General features: G+C 61.0%; 21 protein-coding genes. 11 read left to right on the top strand and 10 right to left on the bottom strand.

From position 1 onward, the window contains the following. Positions 1-105 precede the first annotated feature (105 nt). From PVE98_RS17960 to PVE98_RS17950, 3 genes are read left to right on the top strand one after another with little or no spacing between them, the layout of a single operon-like run. Positions 106-837, top strand: coding sequence for a gluconate 2-dehydrogenase subunit 3 family protein (locus PVE98_RS17960; protein WP_096072442.1), 732 nt, complete (start codon positions 106-108; stop codon positions 835-837). Between the two features lie 2 nt (positions 838-839). After that, positions 840-2624: a GMC family oxidoreductase gene (locus tag PVE98_RS17955; RefSeq protein ID WP_033749196.1), complete on the top strand. Its 1785-nt coding sequence runs from the start codon at positions 840-842 to the stop codon at positions 2622-2624. Positions 2625-2634: 10 nt separating this feature from the next. Next, positions 2635-3951 (top strand): cytochrome c, encoded by a 1317-nt coding sequence (locus PVE98_RS17950; RefSeq protein ID WP_096072443.1) that lies wholly within the window; start codon positions 2635-2637, stop codon positions 3949-3951. A 58-nt stretch (positions 3952-4009) separates the two neighbouring features. Here the strand turns inward: PVE98_RS17950 and PVE98_RS17945 are convergent, their stop codons facing one another. The 4 genes from PVE98_RS17945 to PVE98_RS17930 form a co-directional block, all read right to left on the bottom strand. After that, a complete protein-coding gene (locus tag PVE98_RS17945) occupies positions 4010-5422 on the bottom strand; it encodes an MFS transporter (protein WP_096072444.1) in 1413 nt (470 codons plus the stop codon). A 186-nt stretch (positions 5423-5608) separates the two neighbouring features. Next, positions 5609-7129 (bottom strand): p-aminobenzoyl-glutamate transporter, encoded by a 1521-nt coding sequence (abgT, locus tag PVE98_RS17940; RefSeq protein WP_096072445.1) that lies wholly within the window; start codon positions 7127-7129, stop codon positions 5609-5611. A gap of 77 nt (positions 7130-7206) precedes the next feature. Continuing rightward, positions 7207-8649, bottom strand: a complete 1443-nt coding sequence (locus PVE98_RS17935) for a M20 family metallopeptidase (protein WP_096072446.1) — start codon at positions 8647-8649, stop codon at positions 7207-7209. Further along, a complete protein-coding gene (locus tag PVE98_RS17930) occupies positions 8646-9959 on the bottom strand; it encodes an amidohydrolase (RefSeq protein WP_096072447.1) in 1314 nt (437 codons plus the stop codon). Before PVE98_RS17930 ends, PVE98_RS17935 begins: the two co-directional genes overlap by 4 nt. Before the next feature lie 104 nt (positions 9960-10063). Here PVE98_RS17930 and PVE98_RS17925 point away from each other — a divergent pair, with 104 nt between their 5' ends. Continuing rightward, positions 10064-10960: a LysR family transcriptional regulator gene (locus tag PVE98_RS17925; RefSeq protein ID WP_033749202.1), complete on the top strand. Its 897-nt coding sequence runs from the start codon at positions 10064-10066 to the stop codon at positions 10958-10960. A gap of 74 nt (positions 10961-11034) precedes the next feature. Further along, complete coding sequence (gene yjdN / locus PVE98_RS17920) at positions 11035-11472, top strand: VOC family metalloprotein YjdN (RefSeq protein ID WP_033749203.1); 438 nt, start codon at positions 11035-11037, stop codon at positions 11470-11472. A gap of 242 nt (positions 11473-11714) precedes the next feature. On the opposite strand, the gene PVE98_RS17915 is transcribed toward yjdN, so the two are convergent. From PVE98_RS17915 to PVE98_RS17905, 3 genes are all read right to left on the bottom strand, one after another. Continuing rightward, entirely contained in the window at positions 11715-12581 is an 867-nt protein-coding gene (locus tag PVE98_RS17915; RefSeq protein WP_033749621.1) for a nucleoside-specific channel-forming protein Tsx, read from the bottom strand. Between the two features lie 275 nt (positions 12582-12856). Next, a complete protein-coding gene (locus PVE98_RS17910) occupies positions 12857-14212 on the bottom strand; it encodes an ATP-binding protein (protein ID WP_333620887.1) in 1356 nt (451 codons plus the stop codon). After that, positions 14209-14868, bottom strand: a complete 660-nt coding sequence (locus PVE98_RS17905; protein ID WP_333620889.1) for a response regulator — start codon at positions 14866-14868, stop codon at positions 14209-14211. The genes PVE98_RS17910 and PVE98_RS17905 overlap by 4 nt, the downstream gene beginning before the upstream one ends. A gap of 186 nt (positions 14869-15054) precedes the next feature. On the opposite strand from PVE98_RS17905, the gene PVE98_RS17900 reads away from it, so the two are divergent. From PVE98_RS17900 to PVE98_RS17890, 3 genes are all read left to right on the top strand, one after another. Continuing rightward, positions 15055-15423, top strand: a complete 369-nt coding sequence (locus PVE98_RS17900) for a helix-turn-helix domain-containing protein (RefSeq protein ID WP_033749207.1) — start codon at positions 15055-15057, stop codon at positions 15421-15423. A gap of 68 nt (positions 15424-15491) precedes the next feature. Then, on the top strand, positions 15492-16382 hold the full coding sequence (locus PVE98_RS17895; RefSeq protein ID WP_096072449.1) for a LysR family transcriptional regulator: 891 nt from the start codon (positions 15492-15494) through the stop codon (positions 16380-16382). Positions 16383-16489: 107 nt separating this feature from the next. Beyond that, on the top strand, positions 16490-17692 hold the full coding sequence (locus tag PVE98_RS17890) for an MFS transporter (protein WP_096072450.1): 1203 nt from the start codon (positions 16490-16492) through the stop codon (positions 17690-17692). A 74-nt stretch (positions 17693-17766) separates the two neighbouring features. On the opposite strand, the gene PVE98_RS17885 is transcribed toward PVE98_RS17890, so the two are convergent. Both PVE98_RS17885 and PVE98_RS17880 read right to left on the bottom strand, forming a co-directional pair. Beyond that, on the bottom strand, positions 17767-20157 hold the full coding sequence (locus PVE98_RS17885) for a glucose/quinate/shikimate family membrane-bound PQQ-dependent dehydrogenase (protein ID WP_033749622.1): 2391 nt from the start codon (positions 20155-20157) through the stop codon (positions 17767-17769). A gap of 283 nt (positions 20158-20440) precedes the next feature. Further along, positions 20441-21019, bottom strand: coding sequence for a hypothetical protein (locus PVE98_RS17880; RefSeq protein ID WP_313619764.1), 579 nt, complete (start codon positions 21017-21019; stop codon positions 20441-20443). A gap of 400 nt (positions 21020-21419) precedes the next feature. On the opposite strand from PVE98_RS17880, the gene PVE98_RS17875 reads away from it, so the two are divergent. The 3 genes from PVE98_RS17875 to PVE98_RS17865 all read left to right on the top strand — a co-directional run bounded on the left by PVE98_RS17875 (position 21420) and on the right by PVE98_RS17865 (position 24962). Next, positions 21420-22679: an MFS transporter gene (locus PVE98_RS17875; protein WP_096072451.1), complete on the top strand. Its 1260-nt coding sequence runs from the start codon at positions 21420-21422 to the stop codon at positions 22677-22679. Next, entirely contained in the window at positions 22676-23530 is an 855-nt protein-coding gene (locus PVE98_RS17870; protein WP_033749214.1) for a BadF/BadG/BcrA/BcrD ATPase family protein, read from the top strand. Before PVE98_RS17875 ends, PVE98_RS17870 begins: the two co-directional genes overlap by 4 nt. Positions 23531-23633: 103 nt before the next feature. After that, positions 23634-24962, top strand: coding sequence for a glycoside hydrolase family 28 protein (locus tag PVE98_RS17865; protein ID WP_096072452.1), 1329 nt, complete (start codon positions 23634-23636; stop codon positions 24960-24962). Here PVE98_RS17865 and PVE98_RS17860 read toward each other — a convergent pair. Continuing rightward, entirely contained in the window at positions 24959-26035 is a 1077-nt protein-coding gene (locus tag PVE98_RS17860; RefSeq protein WP_033749216.1) for a tartrate dehydrogenase, read from the bottom strand. The two genes, PVE98_RS17865 and PVE98_RS17860, sit on opposite strands and share 4 nt — an antisense overlap. Positions 26036-26046: the final 11 nt, after the last annotated feature.

The raw sequence follows: 26046 nt of genomic DNA, 5'->3' as shown, positions 1-26046 counted from the left end.
TTACCGGTAACAGTACTGCTGTAACCCTTAATCCGCATAAAAAAACCATTACAACGCAACTGTTTAACTTTCATGCCGCATTATAAGCGGTACTGAGGCAATGTCATGTCAGAACAAAAACGTGGGCAGACGCGCAGGGATTTTCTGTTAAAGACCATCGCGCTGGCGCCAGCTATGGCGGCGGGCAGCGCCGTCGTCGGCGGCTTCAGCATGGCGCCTGCGGTGCAGGCTGCCGATCCCGCTGCGGCGCAGCCGGCGCGCGACTACCAGCCCAGCTGGTTTACCGCTGAAGAATTCGCCTTTATCAAGGCTGCCGTCGCCCGCCTGATCCCTAATGACGAGCGCGGCCCAGGCGCGCTGGAAGCGGGCGTGCCGGAATTTATCGACCGCCAGATGAATACCCCTTACGCCACCGGCGCCAACTGGTATATGCAGGGACCGTTCAATCCGGACCTGCCGAAAGAGCTGGGCTATCAGCTGCCGCTGGTGCCGCAGCAGATCTACCGTCTGGGGCTGGCGGACGCCGACGACTACAGCAAGCGCCAGCACGGCAAGGTGTTCGCCGATCTCAGCGGCGAGCAGCAGGATGCGCTGCTGCAGGCGATGGAGAGCGGCCAGGCCGATTTCCGTCAGCTGCCCGCGAAAACTTTCTTCGCCTTTCTGATCCAGAACACCCGCGAAGGCTTCTTTAGCGACCCGATTCACGGCGGCAACCAGAATATGGTGGGCTGGAAGCTGATCGGCTTCCCAGGCGCGCGCGCCGACTTTATGGACTGGGTTGAACGCGGCGAACGCTATCCGTTCCCGTCAGTATCTATTCGCGGGGAGCGCACGTAATCATGGCAAACGAGATGAAAAAAGCAGACGCGGTAATCGTCGGTTTCGGCTGGGCCGGCGCGATTATGGCGAAAGAGCTGACCGAAGCCGGTCTTAACGTGGTCGCGCTGGAGCGCGGCCCGCATCGCGACACCTATCCAGACGGATCCTATCCGCAGTCAATCGACGAGCTGACCTATAACATCCGCAAAAAGCTCTTCCAGGATCTGTCGAAAAGCACCGTCACTATCCGTCACGACGCCTCGCAGACGGCGGTTCCCTATCGCCAGCTGGCGGCGTTTCTGCCGGGCACCGGCACCGGCGGCGCAGGGCTGCACTGGTCTGGCGTACATTTCCGCGTCGACCCGACCGAGCTGCGCCAGCGCAGCCACTATGAAGAGCGCTACGGCAAAAACTTTATTCCGGAAGGGATGACGATTCAGGATTTCGGCGTCACCTATGACGAACTGGAGCCGTTCTTCGACAAGGCGGAAAAGGTCTTCGGCACCTCCGGCACGCCGTGGAGCATTAAAGGTCAGGTGGTCGGCAAAGAGAGCGGCGGCAACCCGTTCGCGCCGGATCGCTCCGACAAATTCCCGCTGCCGGCGCAGAAGCGCACTTACTCGGCGCAGCTCTTTGCCGAGGCGGCGAAATCAGTAGGCTATCACCCCTACGATCTGCCGTCGGCCAACACTTCCGGCCCCTACACCAACCCCTACGGCGCGCAGATGGGGCCGTGCAACTTCTGCGGCTACTGCAGCGGCTACGCTTGCTACATGTACTCGAAAGCTTCGCCGAACGTAAACATCCTGCCCGCGCTGCGCCAGGAGCCGAAGTTCGAGCTGCGCAACAACTCATACGTGCTGCGCGTCAACCTGACCGACGACAAAAAGCGCGCCACCGGCGTCACCTACGTCGATGCGCAGGGGCGTGAAGTGGTGCAGCCAGCGGATCTGGTGATCCTGTCGGCGTTCCAGTTCCACAACGTGCACCTGATGCTGCTTTCCGGCATCGGCAAGCCCTATAACCCGATCACCAACGAAGGCACCGTCGGCCGCAACTTCGCCTATCAGAATATCTCGACCCTGAAGGCGCTGTTCGACAAAAACACCACCACCAACCCGTTTATCGGCGCGGGCGGTGCGGGCGTCGGCGTCGACGACTTCAATGCCGACAACTTCGACCACGGGCCGCACGGCTTCGTCGGCGGTTCGCCGTTCTGGGTCAACCAGGCAGGCACCAAGCCAATCTCCGGTCTGCCGACGCCGACCGGCACGCCGAACTGGGGCAGTAAATGGAAGGCGGCGGTGGCGGATACCTACACGCACCATATCTCTATGGACGCCCACGGCGCGCATCAGTCCTACCGCGCGAACTATCTCGACCTCGATCCCAACTACAAAGATGCCCATGGTCAGCCGCTGCTGCGCATGACCTTTGACTGGCAGGATAACGACATCAAGATGGCGCAGTTTATGGTCGGCAAGATGCATAAGATCGCCGAAGCGATGAGTCCGAAGATGATTATCGGCGGCGCGAAAAAGCCGGGCAGCCATTTCGACACCACGGTTTATCAGACCACGCACATCAGCGGCGGCGCCATTATGGGCGACCATCCCGCCACCAGCGCGGTGAACCGCTATCTGCAGAGCTGGGACGTGCCGAACGTCTTTGTGCCGGGCGCCTCCGCTTTCCCGCAGGGACTGGGCTACAACCCGACGGGCATGGTGGCAGCGCTGACCTACTGGTCGGCGAAAGCGATCCGCGAACAGTATCTGAAAAACCCGGGTCCACTGGTGCAGGCATAAGGAAATGGCGATGAAAAACGGCTTACTGGCCCTGATGCTGGGCACGATGACCTTTGCCGCGCTGGCGGACGATAACGGCGGCGATCGGGTAAAACGCGGCGAGTATCTGGCGCGCGCGGGCGACTGCGTCGCCTGTCATACCAGCAAAGATGGCAAACCCTTTGCCGGCGGCCTGCCGATGGCGACGCCGATCGGCACCATCTACTCCACCAATATCACGCCGGACAAAGAAACCGGCATCGGCGACTACAGCTACGACGACTTCCAGAAGGCGGTACGTCACGGCGTGGCGAAGAACGGCGATACCCTCTATCCGGCGATGCCTTACCCTTCCTACGCGGTGGTGAGCGACGAGGATATGCAGGCGCTCTACGCCTACTTTATGAACGGCGTCGCGCCGGTCGAGCAGGCTAACCACAAAAGCGATATCCCCTGGCCGCTGTCGATGCGCTGGCCGCTGGCGATCTGGCGCTCGATGTTCGCGCCGGATGTAAAAGCGTTTCAGCCGATGGCGCAGGAAGATCCTGAGCTGGCGCGCGGCCGCTATCTGGTGGAAGGCCTGGGCCACTGCGGCGCCTGCCATACGCCGCGCAGCATCACCATGCAGGAAAAAGCGCTGAACAACAGCGAAGGCAATGACTATCTGGCGGGCAGCAGCGCGCCGATTGACGGCTGGACCGCCAGCAACCTGCGCGGCGATAACCGCGACGGACTGGGACGCTGGAGCGAAGAGGATCTGCGCCAGTTCCTGCGCTACGGCCGCAACGATCATACCGCCGCGTTCGGCGGTATGACCGACGTGGTGGAACACAGCCTGCAGCATCTCAGCGATGAGGATATCGCGGCGATCGCCCACTATCTGAAGTCGCTCGGCGCGAAAGATCCGAGCCAGGCGGCGTTTAGCGTCGATGACGCCACGGCGAAAGCGCTGTGGAAAGGCGACGACAGCGCGACCGGCGCATCGGTCTATGTTGATAGCTGCGCGGCCTGTCATAAAACTGACGGCAGCGGCTATCAGCGCTTTTTCCCGGCGCTGCGCGGCAACCCGGTAGTGATGGCAGAGGATCCGACTTCGCTGATCCATATCGTGCTGGCGGGCGGCACTTTGCCGGGCGTGAAAGGCGCGCCGACCACCATCACCATGCCGGCGTTCGGCTGGCGGCTTAACGATCAGCAGGTGGCGGACGTGGTGAACTTTATCCGCACCAGCTGGGGCAACGGCGGCAAGGCGGACGTTACGGCGAAGGATGTTGCGAAGCTGCGTAAAGATAAGACCATCCAGCCTTATCAGGGCAGCGCGGATATCCATCAGCTCGAAAATCAGTAACTCTCTAAACAGGCCCGGCTGACACCGGGCCTCTTTTGCTGTGGCTTGCGCCTCTCCCTTAAATATTCTCCAGATCGATACCGCGCGTCTTCGGTCCGTAAATCCCAACCGACAGCATCACCATCAGCATGCTCGCCACGATAAAGGCGATGACCCCCTGGCTACCCGCATACTGCAAAATCAGGCCGATCAAAATACTGCTGAACACCGTCGAGAGGCGGCTGAATGAGTAGCAAAAGCCGACCGCGCGGGCGCGAATATGCGTGGGAAAAATTTCCGTCTGGTAAGCGTGATAGCTAAAGGTCAGCCAGGCGTTGGAGTAAGTGATCAGAAAGCCGCAGAGGATCAGCAGCACCGGGTTGGTCTGAAACGCGAACAGCGTGCCGAACACCACCGTCATCAGGCAGGAGAAAACGATCTGCCATTTGTTCTCAAACTTATCGGCGTAGCGGCTGCAAATCAGCGAGCCGAGCGGGTAGGCGAGGGTGATAAAAAAAGCGTAGAGCAGGCTGTGGGTGACGGTCGTGCCTTTGCCTGACAGCAGCGCGGGCAGCCAGTTGCCAAAGCCGAAAAAACCGATCGCCTGAAAGAAGTTCATCACCACCAGCATCAAGGTGCGCTTGCGGTAGGCCGGCGACCAGATTTCGCTGAACCGGCCGCGTTTCGGCAGCTGCGCCGCCGCGTCATCCGGCGGGAAGTCTGCGCCGGGCGCCACGCCGCAGCGTTTCTCCATCGCGCTCAGCACCTGATGCGCCTCCTGATGACGACCCTGCTGCGCCAGCCAGCGCGCCGACTCCGGCAAATCCTTACGAATAAACCAGATAATCAGCGAACAGAGCGCGCCCGCGATCACCACCCAGCGCCAGCCTTCAAGGCTTAACAGCGTCTGCGGCACCAGCCACCAGGACATCAGCGCCACCGTCGGCACGGAGAGAAACTGCACGAAAAACGAAAAGGCGAAGGCGCGGCTGCGCAGATGCGTGGGCACCCACTCCGAGAGGTAGGTGTCGATGGTAACCAGTTCGATGCCGAGGCCGATGCCCACCAGAAAGCGAAACAGAATAATCATCTCCGCGCTCTGCTGAAAGGCCATCAGCAGCGAGAAAATGCCATACCACGCCAGCGCGCACATAAAGGTCAGGCGTCGGCCGAAGCGGTCGGCATAAGGCGCGAGCAGGCTGGCGCCGACAAACAGGCCGAGAAAGGTGGCGGAGGCGAAGGCGGCCTGATCGGCGATGCCGAACACGCCCGCGCTGCCGGTGTGAAAGACGCCGGCGGCCAGCAGCCCGGAGCTGATATAGCCGGTCTCAAACAGATCGTAGAGTTCGAAGAAGCCGCCGAGCGCGAGCAGCGTAATAAAACGCCACAGTCCGCGCGATGAAGGCAGCGCGTCGATGCGCCCCGCTAAGCTGTTGTTCGGCGTCGGCGCAGCGAACCCCGGCGCCATCCCTGGAGAGCAGGTGGTTGTCATTATTTTATAAACCTCGGTGTGACGGTGTTTGCCTGTCTCGCTAACGGCGTGGCGATGTTGTAAAAATAGTGACCGTTAGCAAGCGAAGAGAGTGCAGAATAATCAATTCGGCGATCCTTGCCGAGAGGGTTGTTGGTGAGTTTTTAGCAACGTACGTTGCACTTTTCGCCGTCCCTGGCGAGACCGCTACGGCATCTGCGGCCAGACGCCCGGTCCGATAGGCAGGCCCAGCGCATACCAGGCGAGCAGCAGCGCAATCCAGGTGATGAAGAAGACCACCGGATAGGGGAAGATCAGCACGTAATAGGTACCGAGCTGGGCATCTTTCTGGTAGCGCTGCAGGAAAGAGAGGAACAGCGGCAGAAAGGGCGACATCGGCGCCAGCGGCAGCACCGCCGAGTCGGCGATGCGGAAAATCATCTGCGCGAAGGCGGGGTGAAAGCCGAGCAGCATAAACATTGGCACGAACACCGGCGCGAGAATCGACCAGATCGCCGAGCCGCTGGCGATAAACATGCAGAGAAACGCCGACAGGAACATCAGGCCGAGAAAGGCGGGCGCGCCGCTGATGCCTGCGCTCTCCAGCACGTCGGTCAGCCCGATGGCCATAAACTTGCCCATGTTGCTCCAGTTGAAGAAGGCCACGAACTGCGAGAGCGGAAACACCATTACGATAAAGCCCGCCATGCTCTTCATCGGCTCAACCAGCAGCTGCGGAATATCGTCCGGGCGGCGAATTTGCTTCGTGACCGCGCCGTAAACGATCGCTACCACAAAGAAAAACAGGATGATGATCGGCACGATGCCCCTGATGAAGGGCGACGGCACGATGCCGCCGGTCTTAGGATCGCGCAGCGGCGCATGCTCCGGCACCACCAGCAGCGCCATCACGCCGATAAACAGCAGCGCCGCAATGCCCGCCGCGCGCAGGCCGCGATTCTCCAGCGGCGTCAGGGCCGCCAGCCGCTCGCTGCTTCCCTCTTTCCACTGCGGCAGGCGCGGCTCGATAAATTTGTCGGTGAGAATGGCGCCGGCCACGGTCAGCACGATCACTGAGGTGGCCATAAAGAACCAGTTATCAATCACGCTGACGTGCACCGTGTCGCTGACCGCCTTCGCCGCTTCGGTGCTGATGCCGGAGAGCAGCACGTCGGTGGTGACAATCAGCAGGTTGGCGGTAAAGCCGGAGGCGACGCCGGCGATCGCCGCCAGCAGGCCCGCCACCGGATGGCGACCCACAGCGAGGAAGATCAGCGCGCCGAGCGGCGGCATCACCACCAGCGCGGCATCGGAAGAGATATGGCTGAAAAAGGCGATAAACAGCACCATGTAGCTGGCGTAGCGGCGGCTGACGCGCGTCGCCATCTTCACCATCAGCGACTGCAACAGACCCACTTTTTCCGCCAGGCCGGCGCCGAGCACCAGCGCCAGAATCGAGCCGAGCGGCGTAAAGCCGCTGAAGTTTTTGATGATGTTGGGCAGGATCCACTGCAGGCCCGCGACGCTCAGCAGATTGTTGACGCGCACCATCTCGCCGCTGACCGGGTTTTTCACTGCCAGATCGAGAGTGCTGATAATGGCGGTCGCCACCATCAGCACCACAATCAGATAAACAAACAGCAGGAAAGGATTGGGGACTTTGTTGCCGACCCGCTCGATCCAGCCGAACACTTTCCCAGGGCTGCGATTCTCCGACATTACGGTCATGATATTCCTCGTCTTGTATGGTCGTGTTTGCGTTTTTTTATTGTGTTATCGGTCCGCGCCTGAGGCGCGGCCGCGGCTCAGTTGGCCAGTTTTGAAGGCGCGACGCCTTCGGGAATCGGGCATGTATAGGGCTGCGCGCGGCGCGCGCGGTCGAACTCGGCGCGGCAGCGCGCCAGCGCCTGTTCGTCGGTCAGCAGCTCCAGCACGCTGGCGGCCATCACTTTGGCCGCCAGCAGCATGCCCTTGTGCGCGATAGTGGTGCGCCCCTGCGCCACCAGCTGCCAGGTGTGCAGCGGCGTGCCGAAGGCAAAGCAGGGCGCGAAACACTGCGCGACCGGCGTGACCCAGCTGACGTCGCCGACGTCGGTGGAGCCGTAGAGCAGCTCGCGCGTCGCCGCGCAGGGCGCCACCTCGTCCATCAGCAGCTTATCGCCGTGCGCCTCAATCCACGCCGCGCCCGCCTCGCCGCCGGTGCGTGCCGCATTGAGCCGCGCGGTGCGCAGATCCTCCTCGCTCAGCGTGGCGCGGATCTCGGCAGCGAAAGCGCGCTCTTCCTCGCTGTAATGCGGCAAACCGAAGTGATGCAAATAACGCTCCATCACCGCTTCCAGCGCGCGATTCGGCACGTAGTTGGAACACGCCTTGTCGAAGCGCACCGTCACCTGGGTGTCGGTCATCAGCGCCGCGCCCTGGGCGATATTGATCACGCGCTGGTAGATCTCTTGCGCCTGCGGCAGCTCGGGCGCGCGGATCAGGTAGAGCACTTCGGCGTCGGCCTGCACCACGTTGGGCGAGACGCCGCCGCTGTTGGTCACCGCATAGTGCAGCCTCGCTTCCTGCACGATGTGCTCGCGCAAAAAGTTGGCGCCGGTATTCATCAGCGTCACTGCATCGAGGGCGCTGCGCCCGAGATGGGGCGAGGTCGCGGCGTGCGCCGCTACCCCTTTAAAGCGAAAGGCCGCCTGGATATTGGCGAGTGTGCTGAGGTTGAACAGGCCGCTAAAACCTTCGGGATGCCAGGTGACGGCGGCGTCGACATCGTCGAACAATCCTTCGCGCACCATAAAGGTTTTGCCGGATCCGCCCTCTTCGCCGGGACAGCCGTAGAAGCGCACCGTGCCGCGCCCGCCGTGCTGCGCCATCCACGCCTTCAGCGCGAACGCCGCCGCCACGCCGGCAGTGCCGAGCAGATTATGGCCGCAGCCGTGACCGTTGCCGTTCTCTTCCAGCGGCTCCGGCCGCGCGCAGCCCGCTCGCTGGCTGAGTCCGGCCAGCGCGTCGAACTCGCCGAGAATGGCGATCACCGGCTGGCCTTCGCCCGCGCTGGCGACAAAGGCGGTTTCGATATTGCCGACGCCGCGCGTCACGGCGAAGCCTTCCTGCTCCAGCGCGTCGGCCAGCAGCGCGCTGGAGCGCGTTTCGGCGAAGCGGGTTTCCGGCGTGTCCCAGATGGCGTCGCTAAGGGCGGTAAAGCGCGCCTGATGGGCGTCGATATAGTCGGCCAGGAAGTCAGCGTTCATCGGCCGCCTCCGAACTGCGCCTGATTGAGCGCCAGCGTCGCCAGCATCTGCACCGCTTTGCCCATTACGCTTTCGTCAAAGTCGAAGCGGGCGTTATGGTGGCCCGCCGCCAGATCGCAGCCGAAGATGGCGTAGGTCGCCTGGCCGCCGCGCTGTTTAACGCGCTCCATCATGTAGGTGGCGTCTTCCGATCCGGCAGCCTGCGCCTTGCGATCCACCACCGAGTCGAAGATGCCGAGCGCCTCCGCCTGCTGGTGGAGGAAATCGACCCAGGGCTGGGTCGGCGTGCAGCTGCGCGCCGCGCCCATTAGCCTGACCTCATACTCCACGCCGTACATCGCCGCTGCGCCAGCGATGACGCGCAGCGCCTGCTGGTAAATGTCATCGTTAACCTGGTTGCTGACGCCGCGCGTCTCGACCTTCATCAGCGCGGTGTCGGCCACCACGTTGCGGCCGGTGCCCGCCTGCAGCACGCCGACGTTGACGCGCGCGACGCCGCCGCTGTGCTGCGGCAGCCCGTGCAGTCCCAGCGTGGCCTGCGCCGCCGCCAGCAGCGCGTTGCGCCCCTCTTCAGGCCTGCCGCCCGCATGCGCGCCGACGCCGGTAAAATGCACGTCCAGCTTGGTGGTGGCGAGGAAGCTGTCGCTGCCGCACACCAGCTCGCCGGCGGGCACGCCGGTGCCGAGATGGATAGCGGTAAAGAGATCGACATCGTCTACCACGCCCGCCTCCACCATCGCCTTCGCACCGCGCACGCCCTCCTCGGCAGGCTGGAAAATCAGCTTGATAGTGCCGCTCAGCTGCGACTTCATCGCCATCAGCACGCTGGCGAGCGCCAGCCCGATAGTGGTATGGCCGTCATGGCCGCAGGCGTGCATCATGCCGGGATTGCAGGAGACGAAACCCTCGCGCTGCGGCAGGTGATCGGGCGCCTGGCTCTCGTTAAGATCGAGCGCGTCCATATCGACGCGGAATCCCATCACCGGGCCGGGACGACCGGTCTCCAGCGTGGCGACGACGCCGCAAAAGCCGCCGGAGAAATAGGGCAGCCACTGCGGCAGCGCGCCCTGCTGCAGCGCACGCGCCTCCTGCTGTTTCAGAACCTCAGCGTTGGGAAGTCCCATACGCGCCTCGGCGTTAATCACCTCGCGACCCAGCTGCAGTTGATAACCCAGTTTATGCAGCGCGTCGGCCACCCGCGTCGCGGTGCGGAATTCCAGCCAGCCGGATTCGGCAAACTGATGAAGATCGCGTCGCCAGCTTTGCATCTGCGGCACCAGCGCCTGAACCTGCTCAGAGAGGGTTGTCATAGGAGATCCTTATTGATGGTTTTTTATGCATACGGTCGAATTTACACAAGCTGTGCAGGCCGCATAAGATGCGAATATCTTTCTCCTGATAAACAGTGGTTATCATGCCGTCACAGTTAAAGTTGCATCAGCTGCGCGCCTTCGTTGCGGTTGCGCGCCAGGGCAGTATTCGCGCCGCGAGCCGTCTTTCCGGGCTTTCTCAGCCGGCGCTGACCAAAGCGATTCAGGAACTGGAGCAGGTTTTAGGCGCAAAATTGTTTGTTCGCCGTCAGCAAGGTGTGGTGCTGACCGACGTGGGTGATAACTTTTTTCGCCATGCCAGTCTGGTTTTGGAAGAATTACGTGTGGCGCAGGAGGATATTCAGCAGCGGCTTGGACTGGCAGGCGGCCAGGTGAATATCGGCGTCGGCGGCAGCGTGGCGCGCACCATCATGCCGCAGGTGATCACCCAGTTTCATCGCGAGTATCCGCTGGTCAAGGTGCGTATTGTTGAAGGCCAGCTGGTGTCGATGATCCCAGAGCTGCGCCAGGGCGAACTCGATTTCACTATTAATACCTATGACCAGAGCCATCTCGACCAGGAGCTGAGTTTTGAGAAAATGATGCAGCGCGACTACAAAGTGGTGGTGCGCAAGGGGCACCCGATGGAAAAGGCGCGATCGCTTGAGGCGCTCCAGCAGTGCGACTGGACAATGCCGACGCCGAAGGGCAGCTACTATCGCCTGCTGCACGATCTCTTTGCCGAGCGCGGCATGGCGCCCAAAATCGTGGTGTCATGCGAAACCTTTATGGCCTGCACCAGTCTGGTCGCGCAGAGCGACTTTGTCAGTATTCTGTCGGTCGATGTCATCAACGATGCGGTACTCGGCCAGCAGCTGGTGGCGCTGGATCTGGACGATCCCTTACCGAAAGCGACCTTCTATTTGATCCAGCGAAAGGAGACGGCGCTGACGCCAATGAGCGCTTACATGGCGCAGCTCTTTCGTCGTTATTGCCAGTAAAAACAAAGGATAAAGTCGATCGTCTACACTGTTAGGGTACTGTAAGAAATCCAACCGACAATATAGAGGTGAAGATGCAAGTCAGTCCTTATCTGTTTCTCTATGGCCGTTGTGAAGAGGCTATCGACTTTTACCTGCAGGCTACCGAGGGAGAGTTGCTCTATAAAATGACGTTCGGTGATATGCCGGATCAGGGCGAGCAGGTGGGCGATCAATCTGCGCCGCCGCTACCGCCGGAAAAGATTATGCATGCCCAGCTGCGTATCGGCGAAGGGGAGCTGATGCTGAGCGACGGCAATACCGAGAAGCCGCCGGCATCGGAGCACGCCGGTTACGCGGTCAGCCTGTCGACCACCGACGTGGAACAGGGTAAAGCCTGGTTCGAGAAACTGTCGGCGGGCGGGAAAGTGACGACGCCGTGGCAGGAGACCTTCTGGTCCAACGGCTTCGCGATGTTTATCGATAAGTTCGGCATTCCGTGGCGCATCAACGTCGAGAAGCCACAGGAATAAGTTAGGTTCAGGCAGGTAAAGCGCTTACGTAGTGAGTCTGATCCGATCGCAAAGTCGCTCAAGGCATCCTTGCTTGCTCGGCCCGCGCGGATACGCACCTCATCCTTGAGGTGCGCCCGTAAACGGGCCAACGCGCTGGGTTGTTCAAAAACGCTCCCGGCGTTTTTGTCCTTGCCGCGGGACGCTTTGCTCTTCGGCTCAGGCTCACCGCTTTATAAGATCGGTGCTATTAGCCCGCTTTATCAGAAGTTATAACCCGCCACCAGGTAGTAACCCCAGCCGGTTGATTTCACTTCAAACGGTCCACGACCAAAGTTCAGCTCCTGACCATCCGCCCACTGACCGCCGTTATGGAAGTAACGCGCCACGGCGGAAATATGCCAGTGGTCGTAGCCCAGCGACAGAATATGACTGGAGGCGACAGAGTTGCTGGTGCGCGATGCGTCTGACTTGTCGCGCAGATCGGAACCCCAGTCGAAGTTGGTAAAGCCGATATAGCTCAGGTTGCCGCCCCACAGCGTGGTAATCGGCACCATATATTTCACCTTGAAGCGATAGCCATCCCAGCTGTTCTCGTTCGCCGCGCCGTAGTTCTCCCACTGATATTTGGCGTAGACGTTAAGCGACAGGCCGACGTCGCTGTGCGTGTCGATGTCGGTGCCGAGACCCATATACCAGGTGTTCTGACGGTTATCGCTGTTGCGGCCCATATCGTAGATATAGTTGTTGGCGAAGTACCACTCTTTGAACGGACCGAAGGCCAGACTGGTGCCGGTCAGCTTATCGATAGAGAAACGCGGCTCGATTTCCATGAACATCGGCGAACCATGGTCGAAAATGCCGTTGGCGTTGCTGTTGCCCATGCCGAAGAAGTTGGTCAGATCGAGGTAGCCGTAAAAATCGAACCAGTCTTTTTTCGCGAAGGCTTCATATTCCAGATAAACGTCGTTATTGAACTGCGGTCCGAAGCGAGTGTGATAGCTGCCCACCACGTTAACGCTCTGGTGCCACCAGTCGGAGAGATATTGCGGATCGCTTTCGGCGGCCTGCGCGCCGCTGCTCAGGGAGGTTGCCAGCAAGGCGCCTGCTATCAAGGTTTTAAATTTCATTATCATTAACCACATGCTTTTGACCGCGCAGCGACGCAGTCAGAGTGAAATCGATCCCAGAGTGGGGCGGCGAAGATGTAACCGTTTTTTACAGCCGGTTTTTGACCTGCGTAGCCTGACCGTTACAGGGCGATAGAAAATAGATTTTGCTCACGTTTGTCAAAATGTGTTGCATTGCATTTACGTGAAAATGTGAAGTGTGTCACGAAAATAAGCGGCGGCGAACGGAACGCCGCAACCGTTTACGTTGTCGGCATCGCGCACGAACGTGAAAATCAGGGCAGGGTGACGCGAACCTGCAGACCGCAGATGGCGCCCTGCGGATTGAGGCAGTTGGAGAGGGAAACCTGGATATGGTGTTTTTGCGCCACGCTGCGCACGATCGACAACCCTAAACCGCTGCCCTGCGCCTTCACGGTCGGCGACCGGGTAAAGCGATCAAAGGCGCGATCGATAAAGGCTCCCGGCATGCCGGGACCGTTATCGACGATATCGACCACCGTGCGATCGCCGACGCGATGCAGCAAGACGTCCACCAGGCTGCCTTCCGGCGTATGCAGCATGGCGTTGCCGATCAGATTATCGAACAGGCTGCGCAGCTCGGAACGGCTCGCCTGCAAATGATAGTGCGTCGAGCCGTTAAAGCCGATATCGATGCCGCGCTTGTCGGCCACCACCATCAGCTGCTCGATGCTCTCTTTCAGCAGATCCTCCAGCTCGATATTTTCTACCGAAGCGACCACGGTTTTATCTTCCTGGCGCGAAATATTGAGCAGCTGCGTCACCAGATGGCGCGTGCGCGTCACGCCCGCTTCCAGCTGATCGAACTGGCGGCTCGCTTCGCCCGGCTGAATATGCTGGCGCAGGTTCTCCAGCTGCAGCGTCACCGCCGTCACCGGCGTGCGCAGCTCGTGCGCCGCGTCCTCCAGGAACTGGCGCTGCGACGACCAGGCGGCGCGCAGCTTGTTGAGCAGCGAGTTGTAGGCCTCGACCAGCGGCAGGATCTCGTCCGGCAGCCCTTCAGGCGACACCAGATGAGGATGCAGCGTCTCCTGCGCGGCGATTTCGCGCGAGGCGACGCGCAGATCGCGGGTGATCTTGCGCACCACCAGCCAGATCACCAGCAGCGAAAGCGGCATCATCAAAATCATGGGGATAATCGCCGCCAGCGCGCGCTGTACCATCACCGAGCGCATATAGCTCAGGTTATGCATCACCTGAATGGTTTTGATCTCGCTGCCCGGCTCCCCGGGCCGGGTATAGACACGCCAGGCGCATTCGTCGCAGTCACCGACGTCGATATCGTGCCACCCTTTTTGCGCCTGCAGCGGCGCGTGCAACTCCGGCCAGGAGCTGGCGCGCAGCTTGCCGTCGCTGTCCCAGAGCTGCACGACGTAGGCGCTTTTCACCTTGTCGGCATGCAGCATCAGCGGCATCAGCGCCGGGATCTCTTTGTTGGTCGCCCAGGCGTCGGCGATTTTCGACAGCTGGTCATCCTTCATGGTGCCGATCATGTCGCCGTAACAGCTGAAGAAATACCAGGTGACGCCGCCGATCATCAGCAGATGGATAATCAGCAGCGTGCTCAGTAGCTTATTACGCAGGGAGCGCATAAAGGTGAAAGGTTTCATAACGCGGGCACGCGCCAGCCGAGCCCGCGCACGTTGCGGATGGCGTCATTGTCGAGCTTGCGGCGCATGCCGTGGATCAGCACATCCACCGCATTGCTGGTGACCTCTTCGCCCCAGCCGTAGATGCGGTTCTCCAGGTGTTCGCGCGACAGGATGGCGCCGGGACGCTCCAGCAGTGCGTAAAGCAGCGCATATTCGCGCGCGGTAAGCTGCTCGCGCTGGCCCTTATAGAGCACTTCGCGCGTCATCATATCCAGCTGGACGTCGCCGCTGCCAAGCAGCGAGTCCGCCGCGCCGTGGCGACGTCGGGTTATTGCACGCATGCGCGCCAGCACCTCTTGCAGGTCGAAAGGTTTCAGAAGATAGTCGTCGGCGCCGCTGTCGAGTCCCTGTACGCGCTGCGCTACCGTGTCGCGCGCCGTTAAAATCAGCACCGGCGTGGTATCGCCGCGTCCGCGCGCGCGCTTCAGCACCTGCAGCCCGTCGTCGCGCGGCAGGCCGAGGTCGAGCAGCACGCAGGTGTAGTCGCCTTCATTCCAGGCGTGATGGGCGAAGACGCCGTCGCGTGCCCAGTCAACCGACCAGCCTGCGGCTTCCAGCGCCTGCTGCAGATTGGCGCCGATCATTTCATCATCTTCAACCAAAAGTACGCGCATGGAAAATCGCCTCGTCAGTGATTAGCCGCAGTTTACGCCGGGATTATTAGCACAGAATTAAAGTCGCCGCACGGCGTTGCCTGCCAGACGCGATGCTAATTCTGCGCTAATTTTCCGCTAATTAAGGGATAAATTTTCCGCGCTAAAGTGGGTTCACTGAACATCATGCCGTATCGGGAGGAACTCATGAATCAGCGCGAATTTATTCGTAGTCTGCTGCAGTGGATTGAAAGCAACTTAGGCCAGGACCTGCATCTGGATGAGGTGTCGCGTCGCTCGGGCTATTCCCGCTGGCATCTGCAGCGTTTGTTTCGCCAGCATACCGGTTTTTCGCTGGCGGAATATATTCGTCAGCGCCGCCTGACGGAGTCTGCGCTGCTGCTGCTGAACAGCAACGAGGCGATTCTGCAGGTGGCGATGAACTACGGTTTCGACACTCAGCAGGCTTATACGCGCACCTTTAAAAACTATTTCCGCGTCACGCCGGGGCAGCTGCGCCGTCAGCGCCGCGTCGAGCCGGACAGGCTGCTTTTTCCGCTGGCGATGGCGAGCTGACGCCAGCAAACAGATGTAACCGGTAGCGAAATTGTTTAGTCTGCTTTTTTGCGGCGGACCAGACGATCATGGATAACAGCGAAAACTTAACGGCGATGATGATGTTCGCCCGCGTGGTGGAGTGCAGAAGCTTCAGCGAGGCCGCGCGCGCGCTCGGCCTGTCGAAATCCCACGTCAGCCGGGAGATCGCCCGGCTTGAGGTACGGCTCGGCTTTAAGCTGTTGCACCGCACCACGCGCCATATGGCGCTGACCGAGCTGGGGCAGGCCTACTATCCTTTCTGCACCCGCATGCTGGCGGAGATGCATCGTGCCGACGCCTTTGTGCAGCAGCTGCATCAGAACGTCGCAGGCAACGTGCGGCTGCAGGCGCCGGTCACCTACGGCTGCCAGTGCGTGGCGCCCGCGCTTAATCCCTTTCTGCGTCGCCATATCCATATCAACGTCGATCTCGACCTGACCGATCGCGGCGGCGATGAGCTGGAAAACCAGGTCGATATCGTCGTAGCGATCCGCGCTCGCGCGCCGCAGGGCGCACACGTCCGGCTGTTAGGCGATATCGAATGGGGACTCTACGCCGCGCCGGACTACCTGGCGCAGCGCCCGCCGGTGACCCATCCCGATATGCTGCCGCGTCACGATCTGCTGATGTTTCACGGACCGGCACACACCGCCGCACTGCCTTTTCGCCGCGATAAGCAGCGGCTGGCGGTCGACGTGCGCAGCCGCTTTCGCGCCAATAACAGTATGGCCTTGCTCAACGCCGCGCAGGCGGGCAGCGGCATCGCCTATCTGCCGTCCTATATGGCGCAGGCGGCGCTGGCGCGCGGCGAGATTACCCAGCTGCTGGCGGAGTGGCAGATGGATCGCCTGCAAAGCTATCTGCTGCTGAAAGAGGCGCAGCCCGCCGCGCCGGTCAGCCTGTTGTGCGACGCGCTGGTCGCCGCGCTGAGCGGCTGATTGTTGCCGTCTGGCAACAACCGGCGGCGCTGAGTAATTATCTCGCCGGGACTGTTGTTGCGGTGTCAACGACGCTAGCCTGAAAGCCAGACAAAAAGGAGGGCTTGATGGAAGCGATCGCCGCGCCAGACGCGCAAATCTGGAAACGCAACTTATGGGTATGCGTGCTGGGCTCGTTCAGCACTATCGTGGCGATGACGCTGCTGCTGCCCTTTCTGCCGCTCTATGTGCGACAGCTCGGCGTGACGGAACCGGCGGCGATTGCGCGCTGGTCCGGGCTGGCCTACGGGGCGACCTTCTTCAGCGCCGCGCTGACCGCGCCGCTCTGGGGCAGGCTGGCGGATCGCTATGGTCGCAAGCTGATGCTGATCCGCGCCAGCCTCGGCATGGCGGTGGCGATGGCGCTGATCGGCATGGCGACCGCGCCCTGGCAGCTGGTGGCGCTGCGACTGCTGGCGGGGCTGCTCGGCGGCTACGCCTCTGGCTCGACCATTCTGGTGGCGGCACAGACGCCGAAGGCGCAGACCGGCTGGGCGCTCGGCGTGCTCTCTTCCGGCATCATGGCGGGCAACGTCGTCGGTCCGCTGCTGGGCGGCGTGCTGCCGCCGCTGATCGGCATCCGCCACACCTTCTGGCTGACCGGCGGCGTGATTTTCCTCGCCTTTCTGGCCACCACCTTTCTGCTGAAAGAACAGCCGCGTCCGCCTGCGGCAACGCGCGCCGCTGGCGATGCGTCCGGCACCGTTAATCGCGGCGTAGTGAAGCTGATGTGGCTGTCGGGTATGCTGCTGATTTTCGCCAATATGTCGATTGAACCGATTATTACGCTCTATATCGCGCAGTTCGTCGCGGGGGATCGGGCGATGACCGTCACCGCCGGTCTGGTGATGGCCGCTGCCGCGCTGGGCAGCATTCTTTCCGCGCCGCGGCTGGGCAAGCTGGCCGACCGCATCGGCCACTGGCGCGTGCTGAGCGGCGGTCTGCTGATGTGCGCGGCGCTGCTGATCCCGCAGGCGTTTATCACCGCCGCATGGCAGCTGGTGGCGCTGCGCTTTCTGATGGGGATGGCGCTTGGCGGACTGTTGCCCTGTATTACGGCGATTATTCGCCATAGCGTGCCGGAAGGGCAGGTCGGGCGCATGCTTGGCTACTCAACTTCCGCGCAGTATATCGGCCAGGTAACCGGCCCGCTGTTTGGCGGCTTTATCGGCGGCGCGTTCGGCATGCGGCCGGTGTTTTTGCTGACGGCGGCGGTGATGTTGTTGTGCGGGGCAGTGAACTGGCGGAAAAGCCGGAAAGTGCGGCGGTAGGCAAGCGAGCCAGGCTGGCGCGTTGCCAATAAAAAAGCGGACCGAAGTCCGCTTTTTATTTACCTCGAGGAGGCTTATTTCTCGTCCGGCAGCGCGTAGGCGATCACATAGTCGCCCAGCTTGGTGCCGAAGGAGCCGTGACCGCCCGCCGCGATGACAATGTACTGCTTGCCGTTCGCTTCATAGGTCATCGGCGTCGCCTGGCCGCCAGCCGGCAGACGTGCCTGCCACAGCTGCTCGCCGGTTTCGGTGCTGAACGCGCGCAGATAGTTGTCTGCGGTCGCGCCGATAAAGAACACCTTGCCCGCCGTCGCGATCGGGCCGCCCAGCATCGGCATACCCATCTTGAACGGCAGCGGAACCGGCGCGCTGTCGCGCGTGGTGCCGATACGTTTCTTCCAGACAACTTCATTGGTTTTCAGGTCGACGGCAGAAACGTAGCCCCAGGCCGGCTGCTTACACGGCAGGCCAAACGGCGACAGGAACGGGTTCAGCTCAACGCCGTACGGCACGCCGTACTGCGGCTGGATGCCGGTCTCGGTGCCTGAACCGCCGCTCGCGCCTTCAGGCGGCTCGATCGGATTGCCCGGGCCGCGCGGCACCAGTTTAGAGACGAACGGCAGGGCCATCGGGTTGGCGATGGCGATCTGACGATGCGGATCGACCGCGATGCCGCCCCATTCGAACATGCCCAGGTTGCCCGGGAATACCAGCGTGCCCTGTTCGGACGGCGGCGTGAACGGACCTTCGTAGCGCAGACGCTTGAAGATTACGCGACACACCAGCTGGTCATACAGGGTCGCGCCCCACATATCCTTGTCGGTAAGATTCTGCTTCGGACGGTAGGTCAGCTCGGAGTAAGGCTGCGTCGGCGAAACGTGATCGCCTTTCGCGGCACCCTGCGGAACCGGGGTCTCCGGCGCAGGCACGACCGGCTTACCGGTACGACGATCCAGCACAAAGATGTTGCCGGTTTTCGCCGGGGCGTAGATCACCGGAACGGTATTGCCGTCTTTATCGGTGATATCAGCCAGCGTCGGCTGCGACGGCAGATCCATATCCCACAGGTCGTGATGCACGGTCTGATAAGACCACACCAGTTTACCGGTGGTGGCGTTCAGCGCCAGCACGCTGCTCGCGTAGCGCTCCTGCTCCGGCGTGCGGTTGCCGCCCCAGATATCCGGGGTAGAAACGCCCATCGGCAGGTAAACGGTATCCAGTTTCGGATCGTAGACCGCCGGCGCCCAGGAGTTAGGCGAGTTCATGGTGAAGGTGTGTTCATCAGCCGGAATCGCGTTAGGATCTTTCGCGCCCGGATCGAAGACCCACAGCAGTTTGCCGGTGTTAACGTCGAAGCCGCGAATCACGCCAGACGGCTCGCGCGTCGAGTAGTTATCGGTTACCGCGCCCGCCATGACAATGGTGGTATCGGTAATAACCGGCGGCGACGTCGGCTCATACTGACCCGGCGTGGTGACCGGCTGCTTGTGCTGCAGATCCAGCTCGCCGTTGTTGCCGAAGGCAGGGCAGCGCGCGCCGGTTTCCGCATCCAGCGCGAACAGGCGGCCGTCGTTTACCGGCAGGTAAATGCGGCGCGAGCAGAGCGCAGGCTGGCTGTTAGCGGCATCGGCCGCCGCAGGCACTTCGTGGTAAGAGACGCCACGGCAGGTAACATGCTGGAAGGTCGGATTCGGCTTCATGCCCGGATCGAATTTCCACTTCTGCTTGCCGGTAGTCGCGTCGAGCGCGAACAGAATCTGGTGCGGTGAGCAGAGGTAGACCGTGTCGCGGACCTTAATCGGCGTCACTTCATCGGTGATTTCGCCCGGATCGTTCGCGGTCTTGAGATCGCCGGTCTGGAACTGCCAGGCAACCTGCAGGTTTTTCACGTTCTCTTCGTTGATCTGCTTCAGCGGCGAGAAACGCGTACCCTGCTGATCGCGCGCATAGGCTGGCCAGTCTGCGTCATCGATATTGCTCAGCGGCTGCGCCGGCGCGGCGTTCTGCGCGGTTTCCGGCAGCTTGCCGTTCACCGTCTGCGGATCGTTAAATACCGCATAGGCCAGCACCAGGGCGCTGGCGATCAGCGCGACGGCCATGCTGCCCAGCGCGGCTTTGCTGCCGGCGTTTACGCTACGGTAAACAAAAGGCAGGATCAGCCAGACGCCGAAAATCACCAGCACGTCGGTGCGCGGCGCCAGGGCCCAGAAGTCGGTGCCGACTTCCCACACGCCCCAGATCAGGGTGCCGATCAGCAGCAGCGCATAGAGAACCAGCGCGGTGCTTTTGCGACGTGACAGCAGCCAGGCGGTGATAAGCATAACCACACCGCCGATAACGTAATACCAGGAACCTCCGATAGCGGCTAACCAACCACCGCCAATCAGCATAAACGCGCCCGTCAGGAATGCGAACAGCACCGTCAGGAAACGAATTACGCCAAAAGATGAGGAACTTTTCCCCATAATGTCGACCTCGTTTTTTTGCCATAAAAACACAGAAAACAACGCATTAGGCTGTTTTCACGTTATATAAAGTACGTAAGAAAGCAGGTGTTCAATGCTGCTCTTCCCGTGAGCATCGCAATCCGTGTGAGTTAAATTTTATAGTAAAAACGTTAAGAGGTTTGATTTTTTTAGCGCTTTGCGCTTAAGCGCGCAATTAGTACGACATTTTATGAGGTTTACGCTGCGTTATGGCGCTCAGGCTACGCTCACAACGCTAGCGTTTGGTTTTTTCCTCGGTATTTCAGCTGATAAGGCTGCCTGGGCGGCATTGCTGCTGCCATCCCGATATATTGAGCGCCTTCATCACCTCGGCGGGCGGCGCTGGCTGAGCGCTGCGAACAATAACCTTAATTTCTCTTTCAGCAAATGAAGATAATAAGAAAGGGAAGGTAAATTTTTGATAATTAGCGTTAAAGAAATCTTCGCTTAACACGATGCCGGAAAAGGGGAAAGATTCAATCAGCCGCCAGTCAGCGCCGGGCGGAGCGAAATCGAGCATCCAGAACTGAAAAACATTTGTTATTTCAGGTAAAGCGAGGCGGCACTCTTTCAGCGCGTCATAGTTAATGGCCAGGCGAACCCGTGAATGTTGCCAGCAAAGATATTGATCCGGCGCAGCAATGATTTGTTTAAGCTGCTTCACGGCGACGGGAATAATCATTAATGCCGCTTCATTTGCACAATGATTTTTCCATGCAACTATATCGTCATTATTATTGGTTTCCTCTTCGTCATCCAGTAAGTAAGGTTTCGAATAACAAAAACCCAGCAGCGTGCCTGCGGGGCTAAGAATATTTTCAGTAACATATGGATTGTACAAGCTATTTTCCATGCATCTCTGGTTAAAAGAACAAGTCGAACAAAATTATAAGTGTTTCTCTGGGTAACGCTCAGGTTACTGCTGGACTCAATATAAAACGGAATTAATAAAGACGTCACCCTTTTTATGCGCCTTGTTGCGCGGCTATTAAGGTGCATCATAAAGTATACTTTAATAATTAAATGGTCCTAATTTTACCTTTCTGGAAATAAATAGTCTGATAATAGTCAATAATAATTGTGCCGTTGCCTGCTGCATTTTAGCGACGCGCTAAAGCACATCCCAGCATTGCCAGCCGACGAGAAATCAAGCACGCTGTGCTGCGCGTTCGCCTGCGCAGATTAAAAAAGAGAGGTTCGCGCTATGACGTGAACCGGCAGAACAATTAACGGGATAAATTATGGATTCTATGGAACAGGCAGCGGATGAATCGCTGTTAAAGCATCGGGCGTTTGTCGCGTTCTGGCTGGCGCGCACCTGCTCATCGTTTGGTTTTCAGATGTTCTCCGTCGCCATCAGCTGGCAGATTTATGCTATTACCAACAGCGCGATGGCGCTGGGTATTATCGGCCTGATGCAATTTTTGCCGTCGGTGCTGCTGGCGCTGCCCGCCGGCCATCTGGCCGATCAGCTCGACCGGCGCCGCATCGTGTTGCTGGGCCAGCTGATCGAGTGCGCCGCGCTGGTGGCGCTGCTGTTTTTAACCCTGTTCAACTGGGCTGGCAAAGTAGAAATCTGGGGGCTGGTGTTTCTCATTTCCGTGGCGAAAGCGCTGGAGTGGCCCGCCATTACCTCGATGCTGCCTTCGCTGGTGCCGCCCGCCATTCTCGCGCGCGCCATGGCCTCGACCTCGGTCGGCAGCCAGGCGGCGGTTATCGTCGGCCCTACGCTGGGCGGCCTGCTTTATGTCGCCGGTCCGGACGTGGTCTATGGCGTCTCCGCCGCCTTTTATCTGCTGTCGCTTTTCCTGGTAGCTCGCTTGCGCTATGAGCGCCCGCCGCAGCCGCGTCTGCCGATGAATCTGCCGAATCTTTTCGCCGGCGTGCGTTTTATCCGCGATCGCAAAGATGTGCTCGGCGTTATCTCGCTCGATCTTTTCGCCGTGCTGCTCGGCGGCGCGACGGCGCTGCTGCCGATTTTCGCTCAGGATATTCTGCATACCGGTCCCTGGGGACTCGGCCTGCTGCGCGGCGCGCCGTCGGTAGGCGCGCTGCTGGTAGGGCTGTGGCTGAGCCGCAACAAACTGGAAAAGCATGTCGGCATGATCATGTTCGGCTCGGTGGCGGGATTTGGCATCGCGACGCTGGTGTTTGCGCTCTCGACTCAGCTCTGGCTCTCCCTGCTGGCGCTGGCCGCGCTCGGCGGATTCGATATGGTAAGCATGGTGATCCGCGGCGCGCTGGTGCAGCTCGATACGCCGGACGATATGCGCGGCCGCGTCAACGCGGTTAATGCCATTTTTATCAATACTTCGAACCAGCTTGGGGAGTTCGAATCGGGGATGCTGGCTGCCTGGTTCGGCGCGGTGCCCGCCGCGGCGATTGGCGGCATCGGCACGCTGGTGGTGGTGGGCGTGTGGATGGCGCTGTTTCCGCATTTACGTAAGCGGCAGAAACTGGAAAATGATCCCCAACATGAAGCGACGCGGAATAAAGCATGAGTTCTCTCTACTATCTTGGCATTGACGGCGGCGGCACCCGCTGTCGCGCTCGACTCATTGATGCGCAGGGCAAGGTGCTGGCGCAGGCCGAAGGCGGCCCGGCCAACGTCTTTTCCGCCTGGGACGCCGCAATCGGTACGCTTGACGCGCTGATCGCACAGATTGCCGACCAGGCGCAGCTGCCTGCCACGGCGATGCGCATTGTCGCCGGTCTGGCGGGAGCGAATGTGCCTTCGGTTCAGCGGCGTCTCGCCGACTGGCGGCCGCGCTGTGCCGCGCTGCGCGTCGTCACCGACGTGGAGATCGCCTGCATCGGCGCGCACGGCGGTGCGCCGGGCGCGGTATTTATCGTCGGCACGGGCAGCCAGGGCGCCTGCTGGGACGGCGACAGCTTTACGCTGCTCGGCGGATGGGGCTTCGCGCTTTCCGATCTCGGTTCCGGCGCCGTGCTGGGACAGCGTGCGCTGCGGCTGGCGCTGCTGGCGCATGAAGCGGTTGTGCCCGCCTCGTCGCTGACGCAGCGGCTGATGGCCCGTTTCGCGCAGGATGCTGAAACCCTGCTGCTCTGGTCGCAGCGGGCGACCACCGCCGACTGGGGCAGCGTGGTGCCGGAGGTGTTTGCCGCCGCGCAGCAGGGCGACGCGCATGGCCTGACGCTGGTGCGGCAGAGCGCTGAGGAGATCGCCCTGATGGCGCAGCCGCTGCTGGCGCGTCAGAGTGGTAAGCTGGCGCTGATGGGCGGCCTGGCGCAACCCATCGAGCCCTATCTGCCGGAATCGCTGCGGCGCGTGCTGACGGCGCCGCAGGGCGACGCGCTTAGCGGCGCGCTGGCGCTGGCCCGCCTCGGCTGATTTTGCGAGGCGCCTCACAAAGCGGCGAGGTGGCGGTCAGATAAAGGTTTCCCCGCGCTGGACGCGCTGAAATAGCGGCTTCTCTTTAACCAGGAGCCGCACCATGCACCTTTCCCTTGCTGATTTTCATCCCGCCGCCGACGGTGAAACCCTGGACACGGCGGTATTACAACGCGCTATCGACCAGATCGCCGCCGCGGGCGGCGGCCGCCTGACGGTGCCCGCCGGGCGTTACCGCAGCGGCTGCCTGAATCTGCCTTCCCATTTTGAGCTGCACCTTGAAGCGGGCGCGGTGCTGCTCGCCAGTCAGCGGCGAGCCGATTATCAGCGGTTTCAGACGCTGAGCAGCGCCGAGAAGTCGCATAACGTCCTGCTCTACGCCCTTGGCCAGCGCAATCTGACCATCAGCGGCAAGGGCTGCATCGACGGCGACGGCGAAATCTGGTTTGCCGCCGAGCGCGACGCGCAGGGCTACCGGCTGCCGCGCCCCGACAGGCCGCGCATCATCGTATTCGAAGCGTGCGAGCAGGTGACGCTGGAGGGGTTCACCATCGTACAGGCGCCGATGTGGACGGTGCATCTGGTGAGCTGCCGCCATGTGCATATCGATCGCCTCACCATCGATAACGCCATGACGATGCCCAATACCGACGCGCTCGACATCGACAGCTGCGAGGCGGTGTTCGTCAGCAACAGCTACCTCAGCGCGGCGGATGACGCCATTTGCATCAAAACCACCCTGAAGCCCGACGCGCTACGGCGCCCCGCGCGTCAGATCGCCATCAGCAACTGCCTGCTGCGCTCTTACAGCTGCGCCTTCAAGATCGGCACCGAAACCTTCGACGATATCGAGGACGTCACCGTCACCAACTGCACCCTGTTCGACTCCAACCGCGGCATCGGCATTTTGTCGCGCGACGGCGGCGCGATGCGGCGGCTGCTCTTCAGCCATCTGACTTTTGTCTGCCACTACGCGCCGCCGTGCCACTGGGGCAAGGCCGATCCGCTGTTTGTGTCGGTGCGTCCGCGCGATCCGGCGGTGCGGCCGGGGCGGGTCGAGCAGCTGCAGTTCACCCAGGCGAGCGGCGTAGCGGAAGGAGCGATCAACCTGCACGCCGCGCGTCCGGGCGATATTCGCGACGTGTTGATCGCCGATGTGCAGCTGCGCCAGGTGGTTAGCCACGATAGCGCGCAGGGGCAGTTTGATATCCGGCCGCCGTGCAACCCGGACGCGCCGACCGGCATGGGGCTGGATAACGCCTATAAGCTCGATCCTGCGACCGGGGAGGCGTTCGGCGTCGAGCGCTATCCCGGCGGCCTGCCTGCACTTTTTGCGCGCGGCGTCGAGAATCTGCGCTGGCATCACCTGGCGGTTGAGCGGCCGGAACCGCTGCCGCCAGGCTGGAATCCAGAGCTTTTCGCGATCGACTAGGCGCTGAGCGCTGCGGCGATCGCCGCGCCGAGCGTTTCGGTGCTGGCTTCGCCGCCAAGATCGCGCGTCAGGCATTCGCCCTGCGCCAGCGTGCGTTCGATGGCGTCGAGCACCGCGTCGCCTGCCGCTTTATAGCCCAGATGCTCCAGCATCATCGCGCCGCACCAGATCTGGCCGATGGGGTTCGCTACGCCTTTACCGGCGATGTCGGGCGCGGAGCCGTGCACCGGCTCGAACAGGCTAGGGAAGGTGCGGTCGGGATTGATGTTGGCCGAGGGCGCGATACCGATGGTGCCGGTACAGGCCGGGCCGAGGTCGGAGAGGATATCGCCGAACAGGTTACTGGCGACCACCACGTCGAACCAGTCGGGATGCAGCACGAAATTAGCCGTAAGAATATCGATGTGGTACTTGTCGACGTTCACCTCAGGATAGTGCTCGCCCATCGCCTCGACGCGCTGGTCCCAGTACGGCATGGTGATGGCGATGCCGTTGGATTTGGTGGCGGAGGTGAGATGCTTTTTCGGGCGACTGTTGGCCAGCTCGTAGGCGAACTTCAAAATGCGGTCGACGCCGATGCGCGTCATCACGGTCTCCTGAATCACCACTTCGCGTTCGGTGCCGGGGAACATGGTGCCGCCGACGCTGGAGTATTCTCCTTCGGTATTTTCACGCACAACGTAAAAGTCGATGTCGCCCGGCTTGCGGTTCGCCAGCGGCGCTTTAACGCCCGGCATTAAACGCACCGGCCGCAGGTTGACGTACTGATCGAACTCGCGACGGAACTGCAGCAGGGATCCCCATAGCGAGACGTGATCCGGCACAATCGCCGGCCAGCCCACCGCGCCGAAATAGATCGCATCAAAGGTTTTCAGCTGCGCGAACCAGTCGTCGGGCAGCATCTTGCCATGTTGCTGCCAGTACTCGGCGCTGGCGAAGTCGAACCACTCCCAGCGCAGCGCGATGCCGAACTTTTCGGCTGCCGCGTTCATTACGCGAATGCCTTCCGGCATCACCTCTTTACCGATACCGTCGCCGGGGATAACGGCAATACGATGGATTTTTTCAGACACAGAGCACCTCA

Source organism: Pantoea sp. GABEPS69, assembly GCF_045780835.1.
In the GTDB taxonomy this organism is placed as follows: domain Bacteria; phylum Pseudomonadota; class Gammaproteobacteria; order Enterobacterales; family Enterobacteriaceae; genus Pantoea; species Pantoea septica.
This window is presented reverse-complemented; position numbering and strand designations above follow the sequence as displayed.

Coding starts and splice junctions, on each gene's coding strand:
- PVE98_RS17915 (WP_033749621.1), bottom strand. CDS start 12,581: ATGAAATTTAAAACCTTGATAGCAGGCGCCTTGCTGGCAACCTCCCTG.
- PVE98_RS17945 (WP_096072444.1), bottom strand. CDS start 5,422: ATGACAACCACCTGCTCTCCAGGGATGGCGCCGGGGTTCGCTGCGCCG.
- PVE98_RS17930 (WP_096072447.1), bottom strand. CDS start 9,959: ATGACAACCCTCTCTGAGCAGGTTCAGGCGCTGGTGCCGCAGATGCAA.
- yjdN (WP_033749203.1), top strand. CDS start 11,035: ATGCAAGTCAGTCCTTATCTGTTTCTCTATGGCCGTTGTGAAGAGGCT.
- PVE98_RS17895 (WP_096072449.1), top strand. CDS start 15,492: ATGGATAACAGCGAAAACTTAACGGCGATGATGATGTTCGCCCGCGTG.
- PVE98_RS17890 (WP_096072450.1), top strand. CDS start 16,490: ATGGAAGCGATCGCCGCGCCAGACGCGCAAATCTGGAAACGCAACTTA.
- PVE98_RS17870 (WP_033749214.1), top strand. CDS start 22,676: ATGAGTTCTCTCTACTATCTTGGCATTGACGGCGGCGGCACCCGCTGT.
- PVE98_RS17960 (WP_096072442.1), top strand. CDS start 106: ATGTCAGAACAAAAACGTGGGCAGACGCGCAGGGATTTTCTGTTAAAG.
- PVE98_RS17950 (WP_096072443.1), top strand. CDS start 2,635: ATGAAAAACGGCTTACTGGCCCTGATGCTGGGCACGATGACCTTTGCC.
- PVE98_RS17865 (WP_096072452.1), top strand. CDS start 23,634: ATGCACCTTTCCCTTGCTGATTTTCATCCCGCCGCCGACGGTGAAACC.
- PVE98_RS17900 (WP_033749207.1), top strand. CDS start 15,055: ATGAATCAGCGCGAATTTATTCGTAGTCTGCTGCAGTGGATTGAAAGC.
- PVE98_RS17925 (WP_033749202.1), top strand. CDS start 10,064: ATGCCGTCACAGTTAAAGTTGCATCAGCTGCGCGCCTTCGTTGCGGTT.
- PVE98_RS17935 (WP_096072446.1), bottom strand. CDS start 8,649: ATGAACGCTGACTTCCTGGCCGACTATATCGACGCCCATCAGGCGCGC.
- PVE98_RS17875 (WP_096072451.1), top strand. CDS start 21,420: ATGGATTCTATGGAACAGGCAGCGGATGAATCGCTGTTAAAGCATCGG.
- PVE98_RS17910 (WP_333620887.1), bottom strand. CDS start 14,212: ATGAAACCTTTCACCTTTATGCGCTCCCTGCGTAATAAGCTACTGAGC.
- PVE98_RS17905 (WP_333620889.1), bottom strand. CDS start 14,868: ATGCGCGTACTTTTGGTTGAAGATGATGAAATGATCGGCGCCAATCTG.
- PVE98_RS17955 (WP_033749196.1), top strand. CDS start 840: ATGGCAAACGAGATGAAAAAAGCAGACGCGGTAATCGTCGGTTTCGGC.
- abgT (WP_096072445.1), bottom strand. CDS start 7,129: ATGACCGTAATGTCGGAGAATCGCAGCCCTGGGAAAGTGTTCGGCTGG.
- PVE98_RS17885 (WP_033749622.1), bottom strand. CDS start 20,157: ATGGGGAAAAGTTCCTCATCTTTTGGCGTAATTCGTTTCCTGACGGTG.